The sequence below is a fragment of the Aquamicrobium terrae genome (genome assembly GCF_040545735.1).
GTDB lineage: Bacteria > Pseudomonadota > Alphaproteobacteria > Rhizobiales > Rhizobiaceae > Mesorhizobium > Mesorhizobium terrae_A.
The window spans coordinates 163,081-186,892 of the sequence record NZ_JBEPML010000008.1 but is presented as its reverse complement, the minus strand read 5'-3'; the positions used below and the strand labels follow the sequence as shown (position 1 = coordinate 186,892).

21 protein-coding genes are annotated in these 23,812 nt (G+C 64.1%); 17 read left to right on the top strand and 4 right to left on the bottom strand.

Annotation, left to right across the window (positions count from 1 at the left end; genetic code table 11):
- Positions 1–2: 2 nt before the first annotated feature.
- From selA to ABID37_RS13425, 4 genes are all read left to right on the top strand, one after another.
- A complete protein-coding gene (gene selA / locus ABID37_RS13440; RefSeq protein ID WP_354195539.1) occupies positions 3–1,427 on the top strand; it encodes an L-seryl-tRNA(Sec) selenium transferase in 1,425 nt (474 codons plus the stop codon).
- Positions 1,414–2,172: a tetratricopeptide repeat protein gene (locus ABID37_RS13435; protein ID WP_354195537.1), complete on the top strand. Its 759-nt coding sequence runs from the start codon at positions 1,414–1,416 to the stop codon at positions 2,170–2,172. Before selA ends, ABID37_RS13435 begins: the two co-directional genes overlap by 14 nt.
- A complete protein-coding gene (gene selB, locus ABID37_RS13430) occupies positions 2,169–4,163 on the top strand; it encodes a selenocysteine-specific translation elongation factor (RefSeq protein WP_354195535.1) in 1,995 nt (664 codons plus the stop codon). The genes ABID37_RS13435 and selB overlap by 4 nt, the downstream gene beginning before the upstream one ends.
- 91 nt (positions 4,164–4,254) lie before the next feature.
- Entirely contained in the window at positions 4,255–4,728 is a 474-nt protein-coding gene (locus ABID37_RS13425) for a GNAT family N-acetyltransferase (RefSeq protein ID WP_354195533.1), read from the top strand.
- Between the two features lie 303 nt (positions 4,729–5,031).
- On the opposite strand, the gene ABID37_RS13420 is transcribed toward ABID37_RS13425, so the two are convergent.
- A complete protein-coding gene (locus tag ABID37_RS13420; RefSeq protein WP_354195531.1) occupies positions 5,032–5,187 on the bottom strand; it encodes a glycine zipper domain-containing protein in 156 nt (51 codons plus the stop codon).
- Between the two features lie 501 nt (positions 5,188–5,688).
- Here ABID37_RS13420 and ABID37_RS13415 point away from each other — a divergent pair.
- Positions 5,689–8,373, top strand: a complete 2,685-nt coding sequence (locus ABID37_RS13415) for an autotransporter family protein (protein WP_354195529.1) — start codon at positions 5,689–5,691, stop codon at positions 8,371–8,373.
- A 157-nt stretch (positions 8,374–8,530) separates the two neighbouring features.
- On the opposite strand, the gene ABID37_RS13410 is transcribed toward ABID37_RS13415, so the two are convergent.
- From ABID37_RS13410 to ABID37_RS13400, 3 genes are all read right to left on the bottom strand, one after another.
- Positions 8,531–8,719 (bottom strand): hypothetical protein, encoded by a 189-nt coding sequence (locus ABID37_RS13410; protein ID WP_354195527.1) that lies wholly within the window; start codon positions 8,717–8,719, stop codon positions 8,531–8,533.
- Positions 8,720–9,120: 401 nt separating this feature from the next.
- Entirely contained in the window at positions 9,121–9,486 is a 366-nt protein-coding gene (locus ABID37_RS13405) for an SGNH/GDSL hydrolase family protein (RefSeq protein WP_354195525.1), read from the bottom strand.
- 199 nt (positions 9,487–9,685) lie between these two features.
- Complete coding sequence (locus ABID37_RS13400; RefSeq protein WP_354195616.1) at positions 9,686–10,597, bottom strand: 2-dehydro-3-deoxygalactonokinase; 912 nt, start codon at positions 10,595–10,597, stop codon at positions 9,686–9,688.
- 118 nt (positions 10,598–10,715) lie between these two features.
- Here ABID37_RS13400 and ABID37_RS13395 point away from each other — a divergent pair, with 118 nt between their 5' ends.
- The 12 genes from ABID37_RS13395 (at position 10,716) to ABID37_RS13340 (ending at position 23,373) form a co-directional block, all read left to right on the top strand.
- Positions 10,716–11,624 carry a dihydrodipicolinate synthase family protein gene (locus ABID37_RS13395; protein WP_354195523.1) on the top strand — a complete coding sequence of 303 codons (909 nt, stop codon included), beginning with the start codon at positions 10,716–10,718 and terminating at the stop codon, positions 11,622–11,624.
- Positions 11,621–12,787 carry a mandelate racemase/muconate lactonizing enzyme family protein gene (locus ABID37_RS13390; protein WP_354195521.1) on the top strand — a complete coding sequence of 389 codons (1,167 nt, stop codon included), beginning with the start codon at positions 11,621–11,623 and terminating at the stop codon, positions 12,785–12,787. Before ABID37_RS13395 ends, ABID37_RS13390 begins: the two co-directional genes overlap by 4 nt.
- Positions 12,788–12,811: 24 nt before the next feature.
- Entirely contained in the window at positions 12,812–14,083 is a 1,272-nt protein-coding gene (locus tag ABID37_RS13385; protein WP_354195519.1) for an ABC transporter substrate-binding protein, read from the top strand.
- A gap of 67 nt (positions 14,084–14,150) precedes the next feature.
- The gene (locus ABID37_RS13380; RefSeq protein ID WP_354195517.1) at positions 14,151–15,077 is read left to right on the top strand and encodes a carbohydrate ABC transporter permease; all 927 of its coding nucleotides are present in this window, start codon (positions 14,151–14,153) and stop codon (positions 15,075–15,077) included.
- A 13-nt stretch (positions 15,078–15,090) separates the two neighbouring features.
- On the top strand, positions 15,091–15,921 hold the full coding sequence (locus tag ABID37_RS13375) for a carbohydrate ABC transporter permease (protein ID WP_354195515.1): 831 nt from the start codon (positions 15,091–15,093) through the stop codon (positions 15,919–15,921).
- Between the two features lie 3 nt (positions 15,922–15,924).
- On the top strand, positions 15,925–17,007 hold the full coding sequence (locus ABID37_RS13370) for an ABC transporter ATP-binding protein (protein WP_354195513.1): 1,083 nt from the start codon (positions 15,925–15,927) through the stop codon (positions 17,005–17,007).
- Positions 17,004–17,984 carry an NAD-dependent epimerase/dehydratase family protein gene (locus tag ABID37_RS13365; protein ID WP_354195511.1) on the top strand — a complete coding sequence of 327 codons (981 nt, stop codon included), beginning with the start codon at positions 17,004–17,006 and terminating at the stop codon, positions 17,982–17,984. Before ABID37_RS13370 ends, ABID37_RS13365 begins: the two co-directional genes overlap by 4 nt.
- A complete protein-coding gene (locus ABID37_RS13360) occupies positions 17,909–19,663 on the top strand; it encodes an SMP-30/gluconolactonase/LRE family protein (RefSeq protein ID WP_435521563.1) in 1,755 nt (584 codons plus the stop codon). The genes ABID37_RS13365 and ABID37_RS13360 overlap by 76 nt, the downstream gene beginning before the upstream one ends.
- A 3-nt stretch (positions 19,664–19,666) precedes the next feature.
- Complete coding sequence (locus tag ABID37_RS13355; protein ID WP_354195507.1) at positions 19,667–20,428, top strand: SDR family NAD(P)-dependent oxidoreductase; 762 nt, start codon at positions 19,667–19,669, stop codon at positions 20,426–20,428.
- On the top strand, positions 20,428–21,840 hold the full coding sequence (locus ABID37_RS13350) for an FAD-binding oxidoreductase (protein ID WP_354195505.1): 1,413 nt from the start codon (positions 20,428–20,430) through the stop codon (positions 21,838–21,840). Before ABID37_RS13355 ends, ABID37_RS13350 begins: the two co-directional genes overlap by 1 nt.
- Before the next feature lie 13 nt (positions 21,841–21,853).
- On the top strand, positions 21,854–22,498 hold the full coding sequence (locus ABID37_RS13345; protein WP_354195503.1) for a 2-dehydro-3-deoxy-6-phosphogalactonate aldolase: 645 nt from the start codon (positions 21,854–21,856) through the stop codon (positions 22,496–22,498).
- A 5-nt stretch (positions 22,499–22,503) separates the two neighbouring features.
- Positions 22,504–23,373, top strand: a complete 870-nt coding sequence (locus ABID37_RS13340; protein ID WP_354195501.1) for an aldose 1-epimerase family protein — start codon at positions 22,504–22,506, stop codon at positions 23,371–23,373.
- Positions 23,374–23,812 lie beyond the last annotated feature (439 nt).

Here is a 23,812-nt window from a genome sequence, read left to right as displayed (position 1 = left end):
CCATGAACGAGAGCTTCCGCGCCATTCCCTCCGTCGATGCCGTGCTGCGCTCTCCGGCGGGACAGGCGGCGGTGGAGCGCTTCGGCCATGAGCAGACCACAGCCGGCATCCGCCAGTTGCTGGGCAACGAACGCACGGCTGCCCGGCAGGGCAGTCCGTTGCGCGATGCCGAGGCAATAGCCACGCTCGCGTTTGCCGAACTCGAGGCCGCTTCGGCCAGTTCCCTGCGGCCGGTCTTCAACCTCACCGGTACTGTGCTGCACACCAATCTCGGTCGCGCGCTGCTTGCCGAGACAGTGATCGAAGCCGCGGTCGCAGCCATGCGCGCGCCGGTGGCGCTGGAATACGATCTCGAGGCCGGCAAGCGCGGCGAGCGCGACGACCATCTGCGCGCCCTGATCTGCGAGCTGACGGGCGCCGAGGGCGCCACCGTCGTCAACAACAATGCGGCTGCGGTTCTGCTCACCCTCAACACGCTGGCCGGTCACGGCGGCGGCGCGATCGTGTCGCGCGGCGAACTGGTCGAGATCGGCGGCGCCTTCCGCATGCCCGACATCATGGCGCAGGCAGGCGCGCGCCTGATCGAGGTCGGCACCACCAACCGCACGCACGAGAAGGACTATCGCACCGCGCTGGAAGGGGAGGGGGTGTCCCTCGTGCTGAAGGTTCACACTTCCAACTACCGCATCCAGGGCTTTACCAGCGCGGTCCCGGCAACGGTTCTGGCAAAGCTCGCCGGCGCGGCAGGCGTGCCGCTGGTCAACGACCTCGGCTCCGGCACGCTGGTCGATCTGGCGCGCTGGGACATCAGGCGCGAGCCGACCGTGCGCGAGGCGGTGGCGGAAGGCGCCGATCTGGTCACTTTCTCGGGCGACAAATTGCTGGGCGGTCCGCAGGCCGGCTTCATCGTCGGCCGCAGACACCTGATCGCCGCCATCAACCGCAATCCGATGAAGCGGGCGCTGCGCGTCGACAAGCTGCGCATGGCGGCGCTCGAAGCGACGCTCAAGCTCTACCGCGACCCCGACCGGCTGGCGGAACGATTGCCGACCTTGCGCCTGCTGACCCGCAGCCGCGACGAGATCGCCGCGCTTGCCCGGCGCCTGCAACCGGCCATGGTAGCGGCTCTTGCCCCGGCCTATCGCGTTTCGGCGGCCGACTGCGCCAGCCAGATCGGCTCCGGCACCCTGCCGCTCGACACGCTGATCTCGGCCGGCCTAGCAATCAGCGCCACGAATGGCAGCGGCGCGGCGCTGGAGCGATTGGCCGCGGCCCTGCGTCGCCTGCCGGTTCCCGTCATCGGCCGCATCGCCGACGGCACACTTGTTCTCGACCTGCGCTGCCTTGAGGATGAGGCAGGCTTCATCACCAATCTCGGCAGCCTTGCCGATGAATTGGGCAGGAGGCAGGACGATGGGCTGGTTTGACCGGTTCCGCCGCCAACCATCCGGCCATGACGCCATGGCCACGGCGCTCGCCGCTGCCCGCAGCGGCGACTATGCCACGGCGCTGGCGATCTGGGAGCCGATGGCGCGAGCGGGCAATGCGCGGGCGCAAAACAATATCGCGGCCTGCTTCATGGGCGGCGATGGCGTGGAGGAAAGTGCCGAACTCGCCGCGCGTTGGCTGAAGCTGTCGGCCGCAGCCGGCGACGCGGTCGGCCAACGCAATCTCGCGACGCTGTATTTCCGGGGCGAAGGAGTAGGGCAGGACGACGAGGAGGCGATGCGGCTCTACCGGCTGGCGGCCGGGCAGGGCGATGCACAGGCGCAGGACATGCTGTCCTGGATGCTGGCCGAGCAGGGCGATTATCCGCAGGCGCGCCTGCTTGCCGAACAGGCCGCGGCGCAGGGCGTGGCCGCCTCGATGACGCGGCTCGGCAATCTCCATCACGAGGCGCTCGGTGTTGAGCGCGACAGCACCCGGGCTCTCTTGTGGTGGCGCAAGGCCGCCGCCGCCGGAGATGCGGACGGGCAGGCGATGCTGGGCGCGGCCCTGCTGACCGGCAGCCAGCCAGATGCCGTGGCGGCGCTCGCCTGGCTATTGCGCGCCCGCGCGGGCGGCTCGCATCTGGCTCAGAAATTCATTCCCGCCGCCAGCCGGCAATTGTCGCCCGACCAGCGCCGGCAAGCCGAACGCCGCGCATCCGGACCGCTGGAGCAGGAGCGATGATCGTCGGCACGGCCGGCCATATCGATCACGGCAAGAGTGCGCTGGTGCGGGCATTGACCGGCGTCGACACCGACCGGTTGAAGGAGGAGAAGGCGCGCGGCATTTCCATCGATCTCGGCTTTGCCTATCGCACCTTCCCCAATGGCGCGCGCATCGGTTTCATCGACGTTCCGGGCCACGAGCGCTTTATCCACACCATGCTCGCCGGGGCAGGAGGCATCGATTTCGCGCTGCTGGTGGTCGCTGCCGACGACGGTGTCATGCCACAGACGCGAGAGCATCTGGCAATCCTCCAATTGCTCGGCGTTCGCCGCGGGCTGGTCGCCATCACCAAGGCCGACCTTGCCGATGACGAGCGTCTGCTGGCGGTCGAGATCGAGATCGAAGCCCTGCTTGCCGGCACGGCGCTGGAAGGCGCCGAAGTGCTGCCCGTCTCAAGCCTGACGGGGCAGGGCGTCGATGTGCTGGAGCAAAGGCTGGCGCAGGTTTCGCGGGAGATCGGACGGCGCAGCGCATCCGGCCGGTTCCGGATGACCGTCGACCGATCCTTCATCATTTCCGGCGCCGGCACGGTGGTCACCGGCACGGTTCTGTCGGGTGCGGTCGGCATCGGCGACATGGTGACCGTCAGCCCCGGCGGGCTCCCGGCGCGTGTACGCTCCATCCATGCCCAGAATGAGAAGGCGGAGCGCGGACAGGCCGGCGATCGCTGCGCGCTCAATCTTGTCGGCGAGGGCATCGAGCGCGACGCGATCTCGCGCGGCGACATGGTCCTTGATCCGGCCCTTCATGCGCCGACTGCGCGCATCGATGCCGAACTGGGCGTGCTTGCCACCGAAACGCAGCCCATCGGCCAGTGGTTTCCGGTGCATCTGCACCATGCCGCCAGCGAGGTGCCGGCACGGATCGTTCTGTTGAGCGACGAACCGCTCCAGCCGGGGCAGGGAGGCGTGGTGCAGCTTGTGCTGGAACGACCCATCGCCGCCGTGGGCGGCGACCGCTTCGTCGTGCGCGATACCTCGGCCCAGCGCACCATCGGCGGGGGCCGCTTTCTCGATCTGAGGGCGCCGGCCCGTCGCCGCCGCTCGCCCGAGCGCCGGGCGCAACTGGCGGCACTGGCCGCGCCCGAACCGGCGGCTGCCCTGTCAGCCCTTCTCGAGGCCCCGCCCTTTCTGGTCGATCTCGACCGGTTTGCCCGCGACCATGCGCTTGGGGAAGCCGAAACGGACAAACTTTCGGAAAGCGTCATCCGCATCCCGCCCGGAACGGGAGCCATCGCCATGGCGCCGGTGCGCTGGCTACGGCTGCGACAGCATATTCTTGCCGACCTGCATTCCTATCATGCGGAAAATCCCGACCATCCCGGCATCGGGTTGGAGCGGCTGCGCATGATGGGCGAAATCCGTCCACCGGCCCCGGTCTTTCGCCTCATCCTGCAAGGCTTGCAGCGGCAAGGCGAGATTTCGCTCGACGGCGCCTGGGTGCGGCTGCCGGGCCATGTCGTGCGGTTCGCTGCAACGGATGAGAAAATATGGAATGAGATCCGGCCGCATCTCACCGGCACGGAGCGGTTTCGGCCGCCGCGCACCCGCGACTTCGCCGCCATGACCGGCCTTGGCGAGCAGGACACGCGCGAACTTCTGAAAAAGGCGAGCCGCATGGGGCTGGTGCACGAGGTCGCCCATGACAGCTTCTTCGCCCGATCCGTGCTGGCCGAGATCGTTGAAACCCTGCGCGACATCGCCTCGCACACGCCGAAGGGCGAGTTCACCGCCGCGGACCTGCGCGATCGCCTGGAAAACGGCCGCAAGGTTTCCATTGAAATACTGGAGTTCCTGGACCGTCATGGAGTCACGATCCGGCGCGGCGACCTGCGCCGGCTCAATCCGCACAGGCTCGACTTGTTCGGCACCCGCGCCAGCGAGGACCAGAAACGGGAGCCATCTCCGGCGGAGCGTCCGGACTTCAAACTCGAACGGCAGCATAGCTAGCGCTTACGTTCCCCTGCATATCTGGTCCGGGCGGCTTTTCGTGCGTGGCACGACATGTGCTAGATAGTTTCGAATCTTCTGGACCCTGCTCATGACCCCTGTTTCTTTCCGCCGGGCTGAATTGGCCGACTTGCCTGACATCGTGACCCTGCTGGCGGATGATGAACTGGGCAGAAGCCGGGAGGACGCCGGCAGCCCGTTGAACCCTCGCTATATCGATGCCTTTCGCGCGATCGATCAGGACCCGAACCAGTTTCAGGCCGTGGCGGTATCGGGTGGCAAGATCGTCGGGACGCTCCAGATCACTTTCATCCCGGGTCTTTCCCGAATTGGCTCGTGGCGCGGACAGATAGAGGGCGTGCGGATCGCCGCCGGTCATCGCGGATCGGGGCTCGGACGGCAGATGTTCGAATGGGCAATCAAACATTGCGTGGGGCGTGGCTGCGACCTCGTGCAACTCACCACCGACAAGGCCCGGCCGGATGCCCACAGGTTCTATGAGCGGCTAGGCTTTGTCGGCAGTCACTACGGCTACAAGCTTTCGCTCCCAACGCGGCCGACATGAAGGTGAATCAGATTCGCCCAGTCTAACGGCCGTTGCGGCGGAACAATGCGGCCACGCTATCCGTTCAGCAATTCGCGGGGCGGCCCAGCAGGGAGGAAGCCATGCGACGCGTCACGATCCCTATTCTTTTCCTGATTTTGACGGCGGTAGCCGGCTGCAACACGACGAGTGGAAGCGCACCCCAGACACCGGCACCGACCAGCGATAGTGGCACAGGCGGTGGCATGGGAGGCGGCGGCGGTGGCGGCTACTAGACTTCTATGCGCCTGTCCAGTTCCCCGGCCCCGGCCGGGGTTCTTTTGCCTATTTCTGATCCCACGCCTTCCACGCAGATCCCAGAGCAATCCCAAGCGCCAGGCCGATACCTACGCCCATGCCGACATTGTCCATGGCCACTCCCATCCCCGCGCCGATCGCAATTCCAACTGCAATTCCCATGGCGACTTTCTCGTTGCGCATTCGATATCCCTCGGCGGCTCTTCTTGATTGGTAACCGCTCAAATGAGGTGGGGTTCCGCCGAAGATAGCTAGTCTCTCTTGCCGGGATGCGCGGCGCAGCGACTTTTCATTTAAATTTATGGGGTGACCTTCCAGTCATCGCATACCAGACCGAGCCGGCGCCCCAAGCTGCCGCAATGATCATCTTGCCAATCGTCCAAAGCCCTTGCCGAGTTTCCTTGAGAAGACGACACGTGCCCGCTCCAGTTCGGCCCTAACCCCTGTGCCAATGGTGTCACACTTCTGGTTCTTTTGCGGCAAATTTGTGCCGGTCTGTTGTCCTGATTGCCTGATCATGGCTTTAATCGCGGCGGGGAGAAAGGGGCGCATCGGCTTGTTAGGCAAGCAGCGTTTCTGGAGTAGGCAGTGCAACGTCACACCGAAACTCTTTCCCGCCCAAAGCTTCTTTTGTCTGAAACAGCCCTTGTTTCCGGGGTCCTCCTTTTTTCCTGCAACCTGGCGATGGCCGACTGTTCCTTCGGCTCTCCGGCAGGCGACACATCCTATGTCTGCGACAGCGGAACCTCGGCCGGAGGGCTGAACGATTCGGATGGCGACAATACGCTCACATTGCCAGCGGGCGGCACCGGCGTCATCGACGGGGACGTCTCCTTCGGCGCCGGCATCGACCGGATCGAGATGCATTCCGGGGCGGTCACCGGAACCGTCAATCAGGGCGATGGCGCGGACAGCTTCATCATCTCGGATGGCAATGTCGGCGGGAATGTCCAGCAAGGCAGCGGCATAGACGATTTCCAGATGAGCGGCGGCCAGATCCAGTCGCTCAGCCAAGGCGACAATCTCGACACCTTCTTCATGTCGGGCGGTCGCATTGTCGATCGTTTCGACGACGGCGACCATGCGGTGATGACCGGCGGCCGCATCGGGCGCGTCAACATGAAGCTCGACGACAATACATTCGACATGTCCGGCGGCATCATAGACAGGAATCTGGTCGCCGGTTTCGGCAATGACACCATCATCCTTTCCGGCGGAACGATCGGCGGTAATATCAGCGTCAGCGGAGGAACAGACAGTGTGACGGTGACGGGAGGTTCGGTCGGTGGCGATATCCGGATGAGCTTCGGGACGGACACCTTCATCTGGGATGGCGGCGGCATCATCTATGGCATCGTCAATCTTGGCGAGGATGACGACACGGCTTCACTCACCAATCTGACCAACGCCAATATCGGGGCGACCCCGCAAATCACGGGCGGGCTGGGCGTCGATGCCCTGACCTTCGACAATGTGAAGGCGGGGGAGGTTGCGCGCTTCGACAGTTGGGAAACGATCGAACTGACCAACGACACGCAACTCATCTTCGATGGAACGCTGACGCTCGGCGATTCGGCAACGAACACCGGTTCCTTCACCATCGATTCCACCAGCACCATCTACGGGGGAGAAGCGAACGGGGGCATCGCCGCTTTCACGGCGGGACAATTTGTCGAAGTCGTCAATTCCGGACGCATCGACCTGACCAATGGCGGCGACGGCGCAACCGATAGCTTCACGGTTGGCGGCAACTATACCGGTGACGGCGGCCAGATTTTCCTGAACACGGCCCTTGGCGACGATTCCTCGCAATCCGACAAGTTGCTGGTGGCGGGTGATGCGTCCGGCTCCACCGGCTTGAACATCGTCAATGCCGGAGGTGTTGGCGGCCGCACGGTTGAGGACGGCATCATGGTGGTTGAGGTCGGCGGCGCGAGCGATACCGGCGCCTTTGCCCTTAATGGCCGCGTCGCTGCCGGGGCCTACGAATATTTCCTCTTCAAGGGGGGTGTCTCGGCCAACACCGAAGACAATTGGTATCTCCGTTCCACGCTGGTCACACCTCCCGTCGTTCTCCCGCCGGAGCCGGCTCCGGCTCCCGATCCGGTGGAGCCGCCCGTCGCGGAACCTGTGCCGGAAGAGCCTGAAGTCGCGCCGCCGCCACCGCCATCCGAACTGCCGGACACGCCGCTGCCGTCGGAGGGCGATCCGACGACGGAACCTGTCGACCCCACCCCGCCCGTGGACGTGAGCGATCCCGAACCGGAAGTACCGCCCCCGCCCCCGCCGGCGGAACCGGCCGATCCCCCGCCTCCACCGCCGCCTCCCCCGACGGAGGCCGCGCCCGTGCCCGTACCGGGCAGGACGGTCTTGCCGCCGACACCCGGCGCGACGCCTGTCGAGGCCGAGGTTGTGCCGCTTTACCGCATCGAGGTCCCGACCTATGCGGTTGTCCCGCCGGTTGCGCACCACCTTGCGCTGTCGACGCTTGGCACCTTCCATGAGCGCCGGGGCGAGCAGAGCCTTCTGCGAGGGGGCGGATGGCTGCCGACGAGTTGGGCCCGGGTCTTCGGTCAGAGTGCCGAAATGGGATGGAGCGGCACGGTTACCCCTAGCTTCGACGGCAACCTGATCGGGTTCCAGGCCGGGCAGGATGTGTTCGGCCGGGAAACGGAAACCGGCCATCAGGACCTTTTCGGCCTGTTCATTGCACATGCCGGCACGGATGGCGACGTCAAGGGACAAGCACTTGGCTGGAACGGTCTTTCGGTCGGCGACATCGATATGGGCGCTACGAGTTTCGGCGGCTACTGGACCCATATCGGACCGCAGGGCTGGTATGTCGACGGTATTGTCATGGGCACTTGGTTCAGCGGCGATGCCACGTCGAGGGGCAATGTCGGGATCGACATCGACGGGACGTCAGTCACCGCTTCCCTGGAAGGCGGCTATCCCTTCGCATTGTCACAAAACTGGACACTGGAACCCCAGGCGCAACTCATCTGGAACCACCTGTCGCTTGATACGCAGGCGGACCGCTTCTCATCGGTGTCGTTCGACACGGACGACGTCATCACCGGCCGCCTTGGCCTGCGGTTGCAGGGAAATTTCGAAACCGGAACGGGCGTGCTTCAGCCCTATCTGAAGGCCAATCTCTGGCACAACTTCTCTGCCGAGCAAACGATCGGGTTCGCCGGCGATCCGATCGCAACCGATATCGATGGAACCTCGCTTGAACTCGGTGGCGGTCTGGTGGCCAGGCTCAATCAGAAGCTAAGTGTCTTCGCCACTGCGGATTACACGACCGACCTCGATGGTGGGAAGAAGGAAATCTTCGAAGGCAATATTGGGTTCAACATCAAGTGGTGACGATGAAGCTCAGGGAAACATGAGATTTTGAGAGCCGCAGGTATCGTCACGCTCCCACAATCGCCGCCCAATGCTTTTTGCCAAGAGCCACAGTAAGCCTACCGATCGAGGCAGCCACAAAACTGATTGACATGCCAGCGCCGACACCGCGTTCCCGTCAGCGTGAGAACTCGGCAACCGGCTCTTCGCCCTTATCGAGCCGCTTGTCGATGCTCTCGATCGTCCAATCCGTACCCTCCTTCGATCTAGTCTTGTCGGCCTTCTCCTGATCGGCAACGATCGGGTCGAGCTTGCCTTCGATACATCCGCTGGCTCGATCCTGGCCGGCATCATTCATTGCCTGCACTACACTTCCCTCGCCGCATTTCTTTTTAGATGATTGCCAGATGCCAAATGCGGGCTAGGATGCTCAGGCTGTTCTTCGAGGGGGACGGCACGGGCCGGCGCGCAATCCGGCAGGATCGAGACGGCGCGCCGGCCTACCTTGTCCAACCTACGAAAACAGCTGTTGTGCCGGCGCGGTCATGCCCATGAGTGGCTCACCAAGCTTGGCTCTTGCGCGGGAATATAGGGGTCCACTCCTCTTTTTTGCGTGCGAAAAAGCGGAATGTCGACTGGGCCTTTGCGGCCTGTCAGAACAGTCTGGGGGACTTTCGCAATGCTTCCGCCCAGACAGCATAGCGACCGTGGCCATGTGGATGAGGTCCGGCAGGAAGTAATGCGACGTGGGACGCCCGTTTTCTCCTATTAGGCCTGCTCCTGCCCCGATCCATGTCGTATCGGTTCGCGCGTTGCACCAGCCGGCGCGCAGCCGTTGTACCTATCGACTTCGTCGGCAAAGGGCCACCGCGCCGGGCTGTGCTTGACCGACATTGCAAAGACGTGAACTTCCGGCAGCCACTTGGCGATCTCTTCGCGCAGGGCAAGGAAGTGGGTGAAGGTGCTTGCGGCGGTCAGCCCGTCATTGGCAATGTCGTTTTCGCCGAAATAGAGCACGATCTTCACTGGGTTCAGCGGCAGCAGCAGCCGGTCCATGTGGTACACGGCGGAGAGGAGGGTGCTTCCGCCGAAACCCAGGTTGACCACATCTAGTGAACCGAGGTCCTCGGCCATCGCGCGCCAGAGGCAGAACGAAGACGAGCCGTAGAAGGCGATCGGTCTTTGCGGAATGCCATTGCACTCCAGCCGGGTTAGGGCGGCGTGGATGTCGTTCTCGTGGCGGTTCGTGCCGAGAGGCGGGGGAAAATCATAGATGGTGACCCGGCATATGCCGAGCGGGCGTCGCGACGCTGGCCGAAAGCTGTGCCCCCAATCACGCGGCGGCAGCTTGCAGCACGGCCAGCGCACCCCTTATCGCTTCGTTGCCCGGTCCCTCCGGCGCCTTCAGTTCAAACACGGACGCGGCCACGCCGTAAAGCGCGTTGAGCCCGTCATTGCCGACGATGGCGATGTCGTCGCCGGGCATGAACCAGCCTTCCTCGCGCGCCTGCCGGAATTCTTGCCCGATGATGAGGCCGGAGACATAGGAGCGGACCTCATCCGCCGATAGCTGCTTCGCCAGTACGCCGGTGCGCGCGGAGAACAGCAGCGAGAGCATGGCGCTGGTTCCTTCCGCCTCGCCCAGACCGCGCCGGAATGCGGCCGCGTCCTCCACGGGCGGCTGTGTGGCGCCGCGGGCGATGAAGGAGTGGTTCATCAGGAGGGCGAAGACCTCGCCGGTGACGAAGGTCTGGAACCGGTCGATGCGGCCGTTCCTGACGCGCGCCCATTTGCTGTGGGTGCCGGGCAGAACCACCGTCATGTCGCGGTCGAGCCCATATCCCACGACCTGGGTTTCCTCGCCGCGCATTACATCGGGAAAGGGTCTTCCTGCCGGATCGGTCAGCCCCGGCAGGAAGACGAGTTTCGAGCCGTTCGGCAGAACCCGGCTGACCGTTCCCGCCCCGAGTTCCGCGGGGCCAGCGGGGCAGGGTACATAGTCGACCTCGATCCAGCCGTTGCGGCTGGTGATCATGCCGAGCGCCACCACCGGAAGCGCGCCATGGGTAGCGAACCATGGCCGAAGCGCCCGCACCAGAACATCCTCGTGCTCGCCCTGCTTCAGGGTCGAGATGCCCTGCTGCGTCTCGATCCGGTCCAGCACATCGCCGGCATCGGTGACCAGCGCCGCCCTGAGCGATGTGGTGCCCCAGTCAACGACAATCGAGGATGCGTCCGATGCCATGCTCATGATCCCTCTCAGGGTGATGTGGAAAACCGGGGCTTGTCATAGGAGCTGAATCTTCGTAGTGTCAATTAGTGATTTTTAAGTATCACAATATGATACCTTTTTGGAGAGTGGAATGACTTCTGGTCTGAGGGGCATCCTGCCCGTTTTGCCCACGCCCTTCGCGGCAGGTGGCGGCATTGACGGAGCGGGCATGGCTCGCCTGGTCCGATTTGCGGTGGAGAAGGGCGTTGACGGCGTGGTGTTCCCGGGCTTCGCCAGCGAGGTGGAGACGCTGAAGGGCGAGGAGCGTGCCGCCCTCCTGAAGATCGTGGTGGCCGAGGCGGACGGCAGGGTGCCGGTTGTGGCGGGCGCCAGCGCGGCCGACTGGCGCGAAGTCGTGGAGCATGGCCGTGCCGCCGCCGCTCTTGGCATTCGCCATCTGATGGTGCAGCCCCCCAAATCGGTGGGTGTGGATGCGCCCGCGCTGATCGAGTTTCTCGGCCATGTGCTGGACGCCTTGCCCGGGGTGGAGATCATTCTCCAGAATGCGCCCGCTCCACGCGGCTCCGACCTGTCGCCGGAAGCGATCATCGAGGTCGTGAAGGCTTTGCCGCGCGTTGCCTATGTGAAGGAAGAGACGCTGCCGGCCGGCCCGGCCATCAGCCACATCATCGCCAATGCGCCTTCGACGCTGAAGGGCGTCATCGGCGGCGGCGGCGCCCGTTACATTCTCGATGAGTATGCGCGAGGTGCCACGGCGGCCATGCCCGCACTTGAGATCATCGAGGAGCATGTCGCCATGGACCGCGCCTGGAGCGCCGGACGCCGCGAGGAGGCGCGCGCGATCTATGTGCGCACGCTTCCGTTGCTCGTCCTGCAGGCGGTCTATCGCATGCGCCTTACCAAGCATGTGCTGAAGCGGCGGGGCGTGATCGAGCATACCGGCGTGCGCGCGCCCACGCCTGCTCTGGATACGCCCGCGATCGCCGACATCGACAACAATCTGGCCGAGCTCGGCCTGCTGGTCGCGGAGGCTGCATGAGCAGTCCCGTCGCGTCGGTCGAGGTCTTCACCCTCACCCAGCCCCGCAAGGTGCCCTATCTCGGTGCCCTGCGTGAAGGCGAGGTGGTGAACCCCAACGGCTACATCGTCCGCAAGGGCAACCGCACCGTTTATCCGACCTTCGACCGGAGCGTTCTGGTAAGGATGGTGACCGAGGCCGGCGTGGTCGGCTGGGGTGAGACCTACGGCATCGTCGCTCCCGGCGCGGTGGCGGCCATCATCAACGACCTGCTTGCCGGTTTCGTCATCGGCCGCGAAGCGTCCGACCCGTCCTGCGTCTATGACGATCTCTACGACATGATGCGCGTGCGCGGCTATACGGGCGGCTTCTATGTCGATGCGCTGGCCGCCCTCGACATAGCTCTTTGGGACATAGCGGGGCAGGAGGCAGGCAAGTCCGTGCGCGAAATGCTGGGCGGTGGGCGGGAAGATTTTCCTGCCTATGTGTCCGGCCTGCCGGAAAAGACCCTCAAGGCCCGCGGCGAGCTTGCGAGGCAGTGGCACGATCGCGGGTTCGACGCCTTCAAGTTCGCCACTCCGGTGGCCGATGACGGACCGGCCCGCGAAATGGAAAACCTGCGCGAGGTACTGGGGCCGAGGGCAAAGATCGCAGCCGACATGCACTGGAACCAGACGCCCGAACGCGCTCTGCAACTGATTGGCGAAATGGCGCCCTTCGATCCGTGGTTCGCGGAAGCGCCGGTCTGGACCGAGGACATCGCCGGTCTGGAGACGGTCTCGAAGGGCACCGACATTCCCATCGCGGTCGGAGAGGAATGGCGCACGCACTGGGACATGCTGGCCCGCATCGGGCGCTGCCGTATCGCCATCGTCCAGCCAGAGATGGGGCACAAGGGCATCACCAACTTCATCCGCATCGGAGCGCTGGCAGCCCAAAACGGGATCGATGTGATCCCGCACGCCACGATAGGTGCGGGAATATTCCTGGCCGCCAGCCTTCAGGCTGCGTCGACCCTGCCCACGCTGAAGGGGCACGAGTTCCAGCACTCGATCTTCGAGCCCAACCGCCGGCTTCTTAGCGGTGACATGGATTGCCGCGAGGGTCGCTATCACCTGCCCACGGGGCCGGGACTGGGCGTGAGGTTGTCGGAGGCGGCTCTCTCTCTGCTTGAACGGATATAATCACTGGTTTTGGAGGAGGAAAAGATGAGTAAATTCCTGCGCAGGCTCGCAACGGGCGCGGCCGCCTATGCTCTCGTGGCGTCGGCCGGCCTGGCCCCGGCCATGGCCGATACCGTGCTGAAGTTCATTTCCTGGCAGACGGACGACGGCGGCACCGGCGATTGGTGGCACGCGGTCATTGCCGAGTTCGAGAAGCAGCACCCCGGCGTCAAGGTGGAGTTCACCAAGGCCGAGCGTGGCTCGTATGCCGATACGATGACAACCCTTTTCGCGGCTGGCCAGCCGCCGCACATCGTGCATCTCGCTTCCTTCGAGTTCCAGATGTTCGCGGACAATGGCTGGCTGGAGCCGCTGGACGCATGGATCGAGCAGGAGGGGATCGATCTGACCGGTTGGGCCGGTCAGCAGAAGTGCCAGTGGAACGGGGAAACCGTCTGCATCATGATGAACTATTTCGGGTACGTCATGGCCTACAACAAGAAGCTTCTCGATGAGGCAGGCCTTGCCGTCCCGACCAGTTATGAGGAATTTCTGGAGGCTGCGAAGGCGACGACCAAGGACCTGAACGGCGACGGCATTGTCGACCAGTTCGGCACCGGCCATGAGACGAAGGGCGGTGCAGGGCAGTATCTCACCGAGATGCTGAACTACGTCATCGATGCTGGGGCCTACTGGACCGACGGCGAAGGCAACATCACCATCGACACGCCCGAGATGATCGAGGGCCTGAAGCGGTGGAAGGAGATTAACAAGGCCGGTGTCGGACCTGCCGACATGACCGCGGGCGATATCCGCAAGCTCTTCGCCGACGGCAAGATCGCCCTGCGCCTCGACGGGCCATGGCTCTTCGGCACCACCGAGCAGGGACTGGCCAAGGACGACATCGTCTACGTCGCTCCTGCGTTGCACCCGCCGGTCGGGGGTTCGTCGAACGTGCTGGCGGTACCCGCCGATATTTCCGACGAGGAGAAAGCGCTCGTCCGTGAGTTCATCAAGCTCACCATGAGCCCGGAATATCAGCGTCTCTACGCGACCATGGGGGGCAACACCCCGCCCAGCCCCAAGGCGGATGTGGCCGGTGTCGAGGAGACGATCCCGCATTTCCCCATGCTGATCGAGACGATGAAGGAAGCATCCGAGGCCGGGATCGACCGCATACCGACCGGCCTGGAGTTGAACTACAACGAGTTCAGCAAGATGATCATGGAAGAGACCCAGAGGATGCTGATCGAGGATCTGGATCCGGCGGAAGTGGTCAAGACCATGCAGGCGAAGGCCGAAGACTTCAAAAGCTGACAGCCATCCGGAACATGGCCCGCATCGCGGCGGGCATGTTCCAGCATTTCCGGCCGGAGGACCAGTTGTGACCGATACTCCCGTTGTGGGGCATCGCAAGTTCCTTGATCTTGCGCGTCCCAGCCGCCAGCATCTTCTGGGCTACATCCTTATCGCTCCCGCGGTTCTGATGGTGGCCGCCATCATCGTCTGGCCGTTGTTCGTGGCGCTCGACCTGTCGTTCCAGCAGGTCAAGATTCCGCGTCTGGGCGCTGCCGGCAAACCATTCTCGCTGGCGAACTACAGGTGGCTGTTCAACTCCCGGGAGTTCTGGCTCGCCTGCTGGGTGACGTTGAAGCTGGTTGTGGTGGTGACCGCCGGCAGCGTCCTCGTCGGTCTCGGCACGGCGCTGCTCGTCAACAACAGGTTTCGCGGCCGCACGGTCGCCCGGCTGGGCATGGCACTGCCATGGGCCGTGCCGGAGATCATCGCGGTGGTGATCTTCGCTTGGATGTTCGACAGCTCCTTTGGACTTTTCGGATGGCTGGCCGTGCAGCTTGGGTTAGCCGGGCAGATGATACCGTGGGTCTCGAACGCAGGGGCCGCGTTCTGGGCTGTGGCGATCACCATGATCTGGAAGGGTTTTCCCTTCGTGTCGATCATGTGCCTTGCCGGGCTGCAATCCATCCCGGCCGACTACTATGCGGCTGCGAAGGTGGATGGAGCGGGTGTCTGGCAGCGCTTTCGGTGGATCACCATGCCGCTTCTCATGCCGGTGCTCGGCGTCACCGTCGTCCTGACGCTGCTGTGGGTGTTTCGGGATTTCTCGATCATCAAGGTGCTGACCGGCGGCGGCCCGCTGCGCTCGACCCAGACACTGTCGATCATGACCTACGACCAAGCCTTCCAGTACCACAATTTCGGCCGCGCCGCGGCGGTCGGCGTGCTCACGCTGGTCATCTGCGTGCTTGCCAGCCTGCTCATGCTCGGCAGGCGCTCCCGGTCGATCTATTGAGGAGAGCTGCGCCATGAAACGCACCCTCGCACAAAGCCTTGCCCTTTACGGGGTGGTGACCCTGACCGTCGCCATGATCCTCTTTCCGGTCTACTGGCTGGTGGTCACTGCCGTTACCACGACCGATGAGCTTTACCGCCTGCCGCCGACCTTCTGGCCCGACAACCCGCAATGGGATGTTTTCGTTCGCGTCTGGGAAGCCAGGCCGATTCTGAAATGGCTGGCGAATTCCACGCTTGCGGCACTGGGTTCGGTGGCGCTTTCCATGCTGGTCTCGGTCAGCGCCGGCTATGCCTTGTCCCGCTACTCCATGAAGGGTGGCGCGACCATGGGCCTGTTCGTGCTGACTGCCAAGATGCTGCCGGCGACGCTGCTCGTCATCCCGCTGTTTTCAATCTTCTCCAGAATGGGGCTGGTTGGCAGCTTGTGGACCCTGGTCCTGGCGCACTCGACCATGATCATCCCCTTCGCGACATGGATGCTGAAGGGCTATTTCGACACCATCCCCCGCGAATTGGAGCAGGCTGCCATGGTGGACGGATGCTCGCCGGTCGGCGCGATGCTGCGCGTGGTGCTGCCGATCGCCACGCCCGGCCTGGCGGCGACGGCGCTGTATGCCTTCGTGCTGAGCTGGGCGGATTACGCTTATGCGCGGACCTTCCTGGTCAACTCGCCCGACAACTGGACCGCCAATCTGGGCATCACGACGATGCAGGGCGAATACGTCACCTACTGGAACGAGATAGCCGCGGCATCGGTGTTCGTCGCCTTGCCGATCATCGCGATCTACCTGTTCCTCGAGCGTTACCTGGTCGGCGGCCTGACCGCTGGCGCGGAGAAATAAAGCATGGCCAATATTTCCATTCGCAACGTCAGCAAATCCTACGGTTCGCTGAAAGTCCTGGAACCCTTCTCGCTCGAGATCGAGAACGGCGAGTTCGTCGTTCTCGTCGGTCCATCGGGCTGCGGCAAGTCGACGATGCTCAAGATTCTCGCAGGCCTGGAACCTGCGACGGAGGGGCGGATAATCATCGGCGGGCGCGAGGTGACCGACCTCGCACCGGGCGACCGCGACATTGCCATGGTCTTCCAGAACTATGCGCTTTATCCGCACCTCACGGTACGCCAGAACATCGGCTTCGGCCTGAAGATGCGCGGAACGGCCAGGGCGGAGATCGACCGCCGCGTCGAGGACGCGGCCCGCATCCTCGAAGTCACTCCCTATCTCGACCGTAAGCCCAAAGACCTTTCCGGCGGGCAGCGCCAGCGCGTGGCGCTTGGCCGGGCCATCGTGCGCCAGCCGCAGGCATTCCTCATGGACGAGCCGCTTTCCAATCTGGATGCCAAGCTGCGTGTCCACATGCGCGCGGAGATCGGCGCGCTGCACAAGCGGATCGGCGTCACCACCGTTTATGTGACCCACGATCAGGTCGAGGCCATGACCATGGCCGACCGGGTCGTCATCATGCAGGATGGCATCATCCAGCAGATCGCGACGCCGGACGAGCTGTTCAACTCTCCCGCCAACCTGTTTGTCGCGAGCTTCATCGGCTCGCCGGGGATGAACTTTCTCAACGCGGAGCTGAAGGGCGGCCGGCTTACGCTGTTCGGCCGCGAGGTGACCATGCTCGGAGCGACGGCGCATGAAGGGCGGGTCGTGGTGGGCCTGAGGCCCGAGCATCTGCTGCTCGGCGAGGCTCCCGTCACCTTCCCCGTGCGGCCCACTTTGGTGGAAAGCCTCGGCTCGGAAAAATACGTCTATTTCGATGCCGAGGGTGCGCGGCTGAACGAAGGAGACGAAGGCAGGTCCAAGGGCCTGATCGCGAGGGTTTCGCATTCGGGTTCTCTCTCGAAGGACGAGGACCTGGTCCTCGGCTTCGACCCGGAGCGCCTGTATCTGTTCAATGCTGAGACGGAGCAAAGACTGTGATTCTTGTTACTGGATCTGCCGGGCGGGTTGGCCGTGCGGTTGCGGCTGCGCTGAAAGCACAAGGTCGGGCGATACGCGGTTTCGATTTGCGCGGTTCAGGGCTGGAGGACGAGATCATCGGTTCTCTGGACGATGCCGGAGCCGCCGCGGGAGCGATGGCGGGCATCACCGACGTGCTGCATCTCGGCGCCTTCATGTCATGGGCGCCTGGTGATCGCGAACGCATGTTCGCCGCCAATGTCGACGGCACCCGATTGCTGCTCGACGCGGCTTCGGAAGCCGGCGTGCGCCGCTTCGTGTTTGCCTCCTCGGGCGAGGTTTATCCCGAGAACAACCCGCAGTTCCTGCCGGTCACCGAGGAGCATCCACTGCTTCCCACGACGCCCTACGGGCTGACCAAGCTGCTTGGCGAGGAACTGGTGCGGTTTCACCAGCGCGCGGGCCGGATGGAAACGGTGATCCTGCGGTTTGCCCATACGCAGGATGCGGCGGAACTCCTCGACGAGGACAGTTTCTTCTCTGGTCCGCGCTTCTTTCTGCGCCCGCGCATAAAGCAGCAGGAAAGCTTCGGAAACACGGTCGTGGCCGACATCCTGCGCGCCGCCGACATTGGTGAGCCGGCCCATGTGCTGGCGCGCAATCAGGACGGCAGGCCCTTTCGCATGCATATTACCGACACGCGCGACATGGTGGCGGGCGTGCTTCTGGCGCTCGACCATCCGGCGGCGGCTGGCGGCATCTTCAACGTCGGCTCGGACGCTCCGGTCGATTTCGCCGAGGTCGTACCGCAGATGGCCGAACTGACGGGCATGCCCGTCGTGACGGTCGATCTTCCCGGCCCGGGCGTCTATTACCATACCTCCAACGAGCGTATCAGAAGCACCCTGGGGTTCAGACCGGAATGGACGATGAAGCGAATGCTGGACGAGGCCGCCGCCGCAAGACGCCGGCGTCTCCAAGGGGAGAGCCGGGGATGAAACCCGAGACCCCGGGGGGAACGGCCGCACTCTCCAAGGGGCTGACCCTTCTGGACATGGTGGCCGATGCGCCCGAGCCATTGCGCTTCGCGGAACTTGTGAAGGCCTCGGGCCTGCCCAAGCCGACCTTCGCGCGGATTTTGAGGACCCTGATCGCCTACGGGCTGGTGCGACAGGACGAGGCTTCCGGCACCTATGTTCTGGGCCAGCGCTTTCTCGAGATGTCGCACAGGGTCTGGGACAGTTTCGACCTCGTATCGGCCGCCCTGCCCGAACTTCAGAGGCTGGCGGCCGAGCTTGGCGAGACGGCCGCACTGTGCAGGCTCGACGGCACCATGGTGCAATATCTGGCCGAACGGTCGGATGACGGCCTTGCCGTGCGTGTGGAGGTAGGTCGCCGCGTCCCGATACATTGCACCGCCGGCGGCAAGGCATTGCTGGCCTTTCAGGACCCGGCTATGGGCCGGGCGCTCATGGAGCGGCTGACGCTCGACGGCTTCACGCGCCAGACGCTGACCACACCGGAAACGCTTCAGGCGGATCTGACCCTGACGCGTGCGCGTGGTTATTCGGTGTCCTACGAGGAGCATCTGACCGGCGTGAATTCGGTCGCGGCACCCGTGATGGGGCGCGACAACACGCCCATCGGGGCGCTCGTCGTGCTTGGACCCTCGTCGCGGCTCGACGCTTCCAACATTCATCCTGCTGGCCGCGAGCTTATCGGCGCGGCGCGGCGCATCACCGGCGCGGCGGGCGCCGTGGCGATCACCTCGCGGCCGCGGCCCCGCACCAGGACAGGCATACAGATGGCCGAACTCACCTGCGTCCTGCCATGGGGCGCGCAGCTCGGGGAGAGCCCGGTCTGGCACCCGCAGGAGCGCCTGCTCTACTGGGTCGATATCCTCCATCCGGCCGTCTACCGTTTCGATCCCCGCACCGGCCGGAACGAAAGCTGCGAGACCGGCAAGCTCGTCAGCGCGATCATCCCGGTCGAGGGCGGGCGCCTGCTCGTCGCCTCGCAGGACGGGGTCGAGTGGCTCGATTTTTCCAGTGGCGCGCTGGCTCCTTTCTCCAGTCCCGAGTCCGGCATTCCCGACAACCGGCTCAACGATGCCAAGCGCGGGCCCGACGGCGCTATATGGATCGGCTCCATGCGCATCGACGCATCGAAGCCCACGGGCGCCCTCTATCGTATTGATGCGCAGGGCGCTTTCGAGCGCAAGGAAGGCGGCATCATCGTCTCCAACGGCCTCGGCTGGAGTCCCGACGGGCGCACCCTCTACTTCGTAGACACGGTTCCGGGACTGATCCACGCCTATGACTTCGACCCCGATAGGGGCGCACTGGGCGCGCGGCGTGAGTTTGCCCGTGTCGCTGTGGCCGACGGACGGCCCGATGGCCTTTCCGTCGATGCCGAGGGCGGGGTCTGGTGCGCGATCTGGGATGGCTGGTGCGTGCGCCGCTATCTTCCCGACGGCAATTTGGACCAGGTCATCGAACTGCCGGTTCCCCGTCCGACCAGCGTTTCCTTCGGTGGCGACGATCTGGGGACGCTGTTCATCACCAGCGCGCGCACGCGCCTGCCGGCGTCGACGCTTGCGGATGCCCCGCTTTCAGGCGGGCTATTCGCATGCCGGCCGGGCGTCGCCGGCGCGCCGACAGAGCTTTTTCAGGGATGAGACATGAACCTTGAAACTGTGTTCGGCCTCCATGGTCGCACCGCGCTGGTCACGGGTTCGAGCCGGGGCATCGGTGCGGCAATCGCAGAGGGCCTGGCCGGCGCCGGGGCGCGGGTGATACTGCACGGCACGACCGATGCGGGCACAAAGGCCGTACACGCGCGCATCGAGGTCGCGGGCGGCGTCGCAGACGAGCTGGTGTGTGATCTGGCTGCGCCCGAGGCAGGGCGCAAGCTCATCCTGCAGGCGGAAGCACTGGCCCCGGTGGACATACTGGTGATCAATGCGAGTGCGCAGATTAACGCCGGCCTTGCCGATCTGACGGCTGCCGATCTCTCCTTCCAGCTCGCCGTGAATCTCGGCTCCACGGTGGACATGCTGCAAACCGTACTGCCGCTGATGGCAGCCCGCGGCTGGGGGCGGGTGGTTTCTATCGGATCGGTCAACCAGCTCAGGCCGAAGGGCGTCGTGACCGCCTATGCCGCCACCAAGGCCGCGCAGCACAACCTGATCCAGAGCCAGGCGCGTGACTATGCGCGAAGCAATGTCCTTCTCAACACGCTGGCGCCGGGCCTGATCGATACGGACCGGAACGCGCATCGCCGCGATAACGACCCCGAAGGATGGGCGCAATATACCCGCAGCCTCAACTGGATGGGTCGGGCCGGGCAGCCGGCAGAGATGGTGGGCGCTGCAATCTTCCTTGCTTCCGATGCATGCAGCTTCATGACCGGCGAAGCGATCTTCTTGACGGGTGGATATTGATGGACCTGTTGACCCTGCTTGGCTCGATCCTGCCGCGCGACGGCGTGCTCACCGGCACCGACATGGCCGGGTACGTGCAGGACTGGTGGGGACGGCAGCAGGGCCAGGCGCTCTGCATTGCCCTGCCACGCGACACTGCCGAGGTCTCGGCCATCGTGTCGGCCTGCGCGGCGGCGGGGCATGGCGTAATACCGCAAGGTGGCAACACCGGCCTGACCGGCGCGGCCTCTCCGGCCTCAACGGCGGGAGATCGTCTGCCCGTCATCGTTTCCCTGGCAAGAATGCGGCGCATCCGCGATATTGACGTGGCCAATTTCACGATCAGTGTGGATGCGGGCTGCATTCTGGCCGATGTGCACGCGGCCGCCGAAGCTCACCAGCGCCTCTTTCCGGTCAGCCTCGGTGCCGAGGGATCGTGCCAGATCGGGGGCATCGTCAGCACCAATGCCGGCGGCACCAATGTGCTGCGCTATGGCTCCACGCGCGAGAATGTGCTCGGCCTCGAAGTGGTCCTGCCCGACGGTACGGTCTGGAACGGCATGAAGGGCCTGCGCAAGGACAATACCGGCTACGACCTGCGCCAGCTCTTCATAGGGGCGGAAGGAACGCTCGGCATCGTCACGGGCGCGGTGCTGAAACTGCATCCGCTTTCCAGGGTTCACGCAACCGCATGGCTGGCGCTCGACAGCCCGGCCTCGGCGCTGGCGGTTCTGAACCGGCTTCGGGCGACCTGTGGAGAGCGGCTTACCACATTCGAGCTGCTCAATGCCGCCCAGCTTGCCGCAGTCGTCGCCTGCCAGCCGAAGCTGCGCGTGCCGGTCGAGGCGCCCTGGCATCTCCTGGTCGAACTGGCCGACATGACGGAGGCCGGCTCGCTCGAGGCCTTGCTGTTCGACACGGTGGGCGAGGCCCTTTCCGGGGGCGAGCTTCTGGACGCCATCCCGGCCACGAGCGATAGCCAGCGGGCCGCATACTGGGCGTTGCGCCACGGCACGGCCGAGGCGAACCGCAGCAGCGGCGTGGTGCTTTCGGCGGATATTTCTGTCCCGGTGGCCAGCGTGCCGGCTTTTCTGGAAAATGCTTCGAATGCCGTCCGCAACGTGTTTGCGCGGGCTACGACGATGGTGGTCAGCCATATGGGGGATGGCAACATCCATTTCGGCACGCATTTCGACACTGCCGACTGGCAGGCCATGCGCGATCCGGCGGCGACGACACTTGCTGTGCGGCGCATTGTCAATGATTGCGCAGATGCGCTGGGCGGTAGCTTCAGCGCCGAGCATGGCATTGGCCGCAAGCTTACCGAAGAGCTGGCGAAGCGGGCCGATCCGGCGGAACTCCTGCTCATGCGGCGCATCAAGGCCGCAATCGATCCGGCGGGGATCATGAATCCCGGCTGTCTGCTTTCCTGAAAGGAACCGAAGAATGACGGCAGTGGAATGGCCGCGCATGCAGCGTGATCTGGTGGCTATCCTTCGTGGTGTGCGGCCTGACGAGGTGGAGGCGATCGCGGCGGCGCTGATCGTGGAAGGCCTCGAGGCGATCGAGGTGCCGCTGAACTCGCCTGATCCGCTTGCCTCGATACGCAACCTTGCGCGGGCCTTCGGCGACGAGATACTCGTCGGCGGTGGCACCATGCTCACCGTCCGTGACGTGGAGGAGGTTCATGCCGCTGGCGGCCGCCTGTTCGTCAGCCCGAACATGCGCCCCCGGGTGATCGCGCGCGCCGTGGAACTTGGAATGGTTGCCATGCCGGGCGTGCTGACACCGACCGAGGCGCTGGATGCGCTCGACGCGGGCGCTTCCGGCCTGAAGTTCTTTCCGGCCGACATCCTCGGCCCTTCGGGCATTGCGGGCATCCGGGTCGTTCTGCCGAAGGACACGCTGGTCGCCGCTGTGGGGGGAGTCAGCGCGGCCAACCTAGAGGACTATATGAAGGCAGGCGTGCGTGCTTTCGGAATAGGAAGCACCTTTTACCGCCCCGGCGACGATGCTGCGGCCGTGCGCCTCAAGGCGCGTGCCGTCATCGCCGCCTACGACGCGTCCTGCGAGAAACTGGCGAAGGGCTGACCGCGATGCACGTTCTCGAAAACGGGTTCCTGCGGGTGGAAGTCGCGGAAAAGGGAGCCGAATTGCAATCGGTCAGAACGCGTGCTGATAGCCAGGAATGGCTCTGGAACGGCGACCCCGCATGGTGGGCGGGCAGATCGCCTTTGCTCTTTCCGGTGGTCGGCCAGAATCCGCATGGCGAGGTGACGATCGGGGGCATCTCTTATCCCATGCCTGCGCATGGGTTCGCCCGAAACAGCACGTTTCGCGTGGTCGATGCCGGCACCTCGCTGATCCGGCTTGAGCTTCTGCCGGATGAAACGACGCTGGCATCCTTTCCCTTCCGGTTTAGGCTGGGCGTTACCTATCGTATCGATGCTGACCGTCTGTCCTGCCGGGTGAGCGTCGAAAACAGCGGAACAAGCGATATGCCGTTCCAGTTCGGCTTTCATCCGGGCTTCAGATGGCCGCTGCCAGGTGCCGGGGGTGAGGCGCATCATGTCAGGCTTGCCAATGGTGGTTCGCCACAGATGCTGCGTCACGACGTTGCCGGCCTAATCGATGAGAAGCTGCTTGCATCTCCCTTCGAGGAGGGGATGCTCGCCGTGACCCCGGCTCATTTCGAGGCAGGGGCCATGGTGTTTCCCGAGGGCGCGGGTACGGAAATCACATTTGTGGGTGGGATGTCGCGTGTTGAAATGTCGACGTCGAACCTGCCGGCATTCGCACTTTGGCAGAAGCCGGGAGCCCCGTTCCTCTGCGTTGAGCCATGGTGCGGCATGGCGCCGTTCCTTTCGCAAGGTGCGGCACTGGAGAATCGCAGTGGCAGCGTGATGCTTGCGCCGAATGCGCGGACGATATTCGGAATGAACTTGCGTTTCGTTGCCAGCGCTTAAGGACAAATCAGACTTTTCCAAACTTGACCTATCGATGTGGGGTGCTGCCGCTGACCGCGTAAAAAAGGAAGATAGACGGTCAGCTTGTGAGACCGCTTCGACATCGGGTAAGCGGCTAATTCGACGGCGCGAAGCTAACGGTCTCAGGCGAACCACACCATATTGCCGCCGCAACAATTTCCTCGCAAGAATCCTGCAGGTCAGTCGGTGACCTCACCGATCGAATCTTGCACCCAAGGTGGGACAGTATCTAGTTCTTCACATCTGAAAAATTGAAGACTTTCGGCATTCCATTTTTCTAACCCCTTGACGAATAAGAAAAACAGCCTTGATGGGAGTGCCGACCGATGCCCCCGCGCAAATTGATGATATGATTGGCAGCCGGTTGGAAAGATCGAAGGAAAAGGGTAGCAATTGAAGGGGAGGGGATCTGCGGCAC

What these genes read in the sequence shown, in the direction of transcription:
- selA (WP_354195539.1), top strand. Translation starts at nt 3, where the DNA reads ATGAACGAGAGCTTCCGCGCCATTCCCTCCGTCGATGCCGTGCTGCGC.
- ABID37_RS13435 (WP_354195537.1), top strand. Translation starts at nt 1,414, where the DNA reads ATGGGCTGGTTTGACCGGTTCCGCCGCCAACCATCCGGCCATGACGCC.
- selB (WP_354195535.1), top strand. Translation starts at nt 2,169, where the DNA reads ATGATCGTCGGCACGGCCGGCCATATCGATCACGGCAAGAGTGCGCTG.
- ABID37_RS13425 (WP_354195533.1), top strand. Translation starts at nt 4,255, where the DNA reads ATGACCCCTGTTTCTTTCCGCCGGGCTGAATTGGCCGACTTGCCTGAC.
- ABID37_RS13420 (WP_354195531.1), bottom strand. Translation starts at nt 5,187, where the DNA reads ATGCGCAACGAGAAAGTCGCCATGGGAATTGCAGTTGGAATTGCGATC.
- ABID37_RS13415 (WP_354195529.1), top strand. Translation starts at nt 5,689, where the DNA reads ATGGCCGACTGTTCCTTCGGCTCTCCGGCAGGCGACACATCCTATGTC.
- ABID37_RS13405 (WP_354195525.1), bottom strand. Translation starts at nt 9,486, where the DNA reads ATGGCCGAGGACCTCGGTTCACTAGATGTGGTCAACCTGGGTTTCGGC.
- ABID37_RS13400 (WP_354195616.1), bottom strand. Translation starts at nt 10,597, where the DNA reads ATGGCATCGGACGCATCCTCGATTGTCGTTGACTGGGGCACCACATCG.
- ABID37_RS13395 (WP_354195523.1), top strand. Translation starts at nt 10,716, where the DNA reads ATGACTTCTGGTCTGAGGGGCATCCTGCCCGTTTTGCCCACGCCCTTC.
- ABID37_RS13390 (WP_354195521.1), top strand. Translation starts at nt 11,621, where the DNA reads ATGAGCAGTCCCGTCGCGTCGGTCGAGGTCTTCACCCTCACCCAGCCC.
- ABID37_RS13385 (WP_354195519.1), top strand. Translation starts at nt 12,812, where the DNA reads ATGAGTAAATTCCTGCGCAGGCTCGCAACGGGCGCGGCCGCCTATGCT.
- ABID37_RS13375 (WP_354195515.1), top strand. Translation starts at nt 15,091, where the DNA reads ATGAAACGCACCCTCGCACAAAGCCTTGCCCTTTACGGGGTGGTGACC.
- ABID37_RS13370 (WP_354195513.1), top strand. Translation starts at nt 15,925, where the DNA reads ATGGCCAATATTTCCATTCGCAACGTCAGCAAATCCTACGGTTCGCTG.
- ABID37_RS13360 (WP_435521563.1), top strand. Translation starts at nt 17,909, where the DNA reads ATGGACGATGAAGCGAATGCTGGACGAGGCCGCCGCCGCAAGACGCCG.
- ABID37_RS13355 (WP_354195507.1), top strand. Translation starts at nt 19,667, where the DNA reads ATGAACCTTGAAACTGTGTTCGGCCTCCATGGTCGCACCGCGCTGGTC.
- ABID37_RS13350 (WP_354195505.1), top strand. Translation starts at nt 20,428, where the DNA reads ATGGACCTGTTGACCCTGCTTGGCTCGATCCTGCCGCGCGACGGCGTG.
- ABID37_RS13345 (WP_354195503.1), top strand. Translation starts at nt 21,854, where the DNA reads ATGACGGCAGTGGAATGGCCGCGCATGCAGCGTGATCTGGTGGCTATC.
- ABID37_RS13340 (WP_354195501.1), top strand. Translation starts at nt 22,504, where the DNA reads ATGCACGTTCTCGAAAACGGGTTCCTGCGGGTGGAAGTCGCGGAAAAG.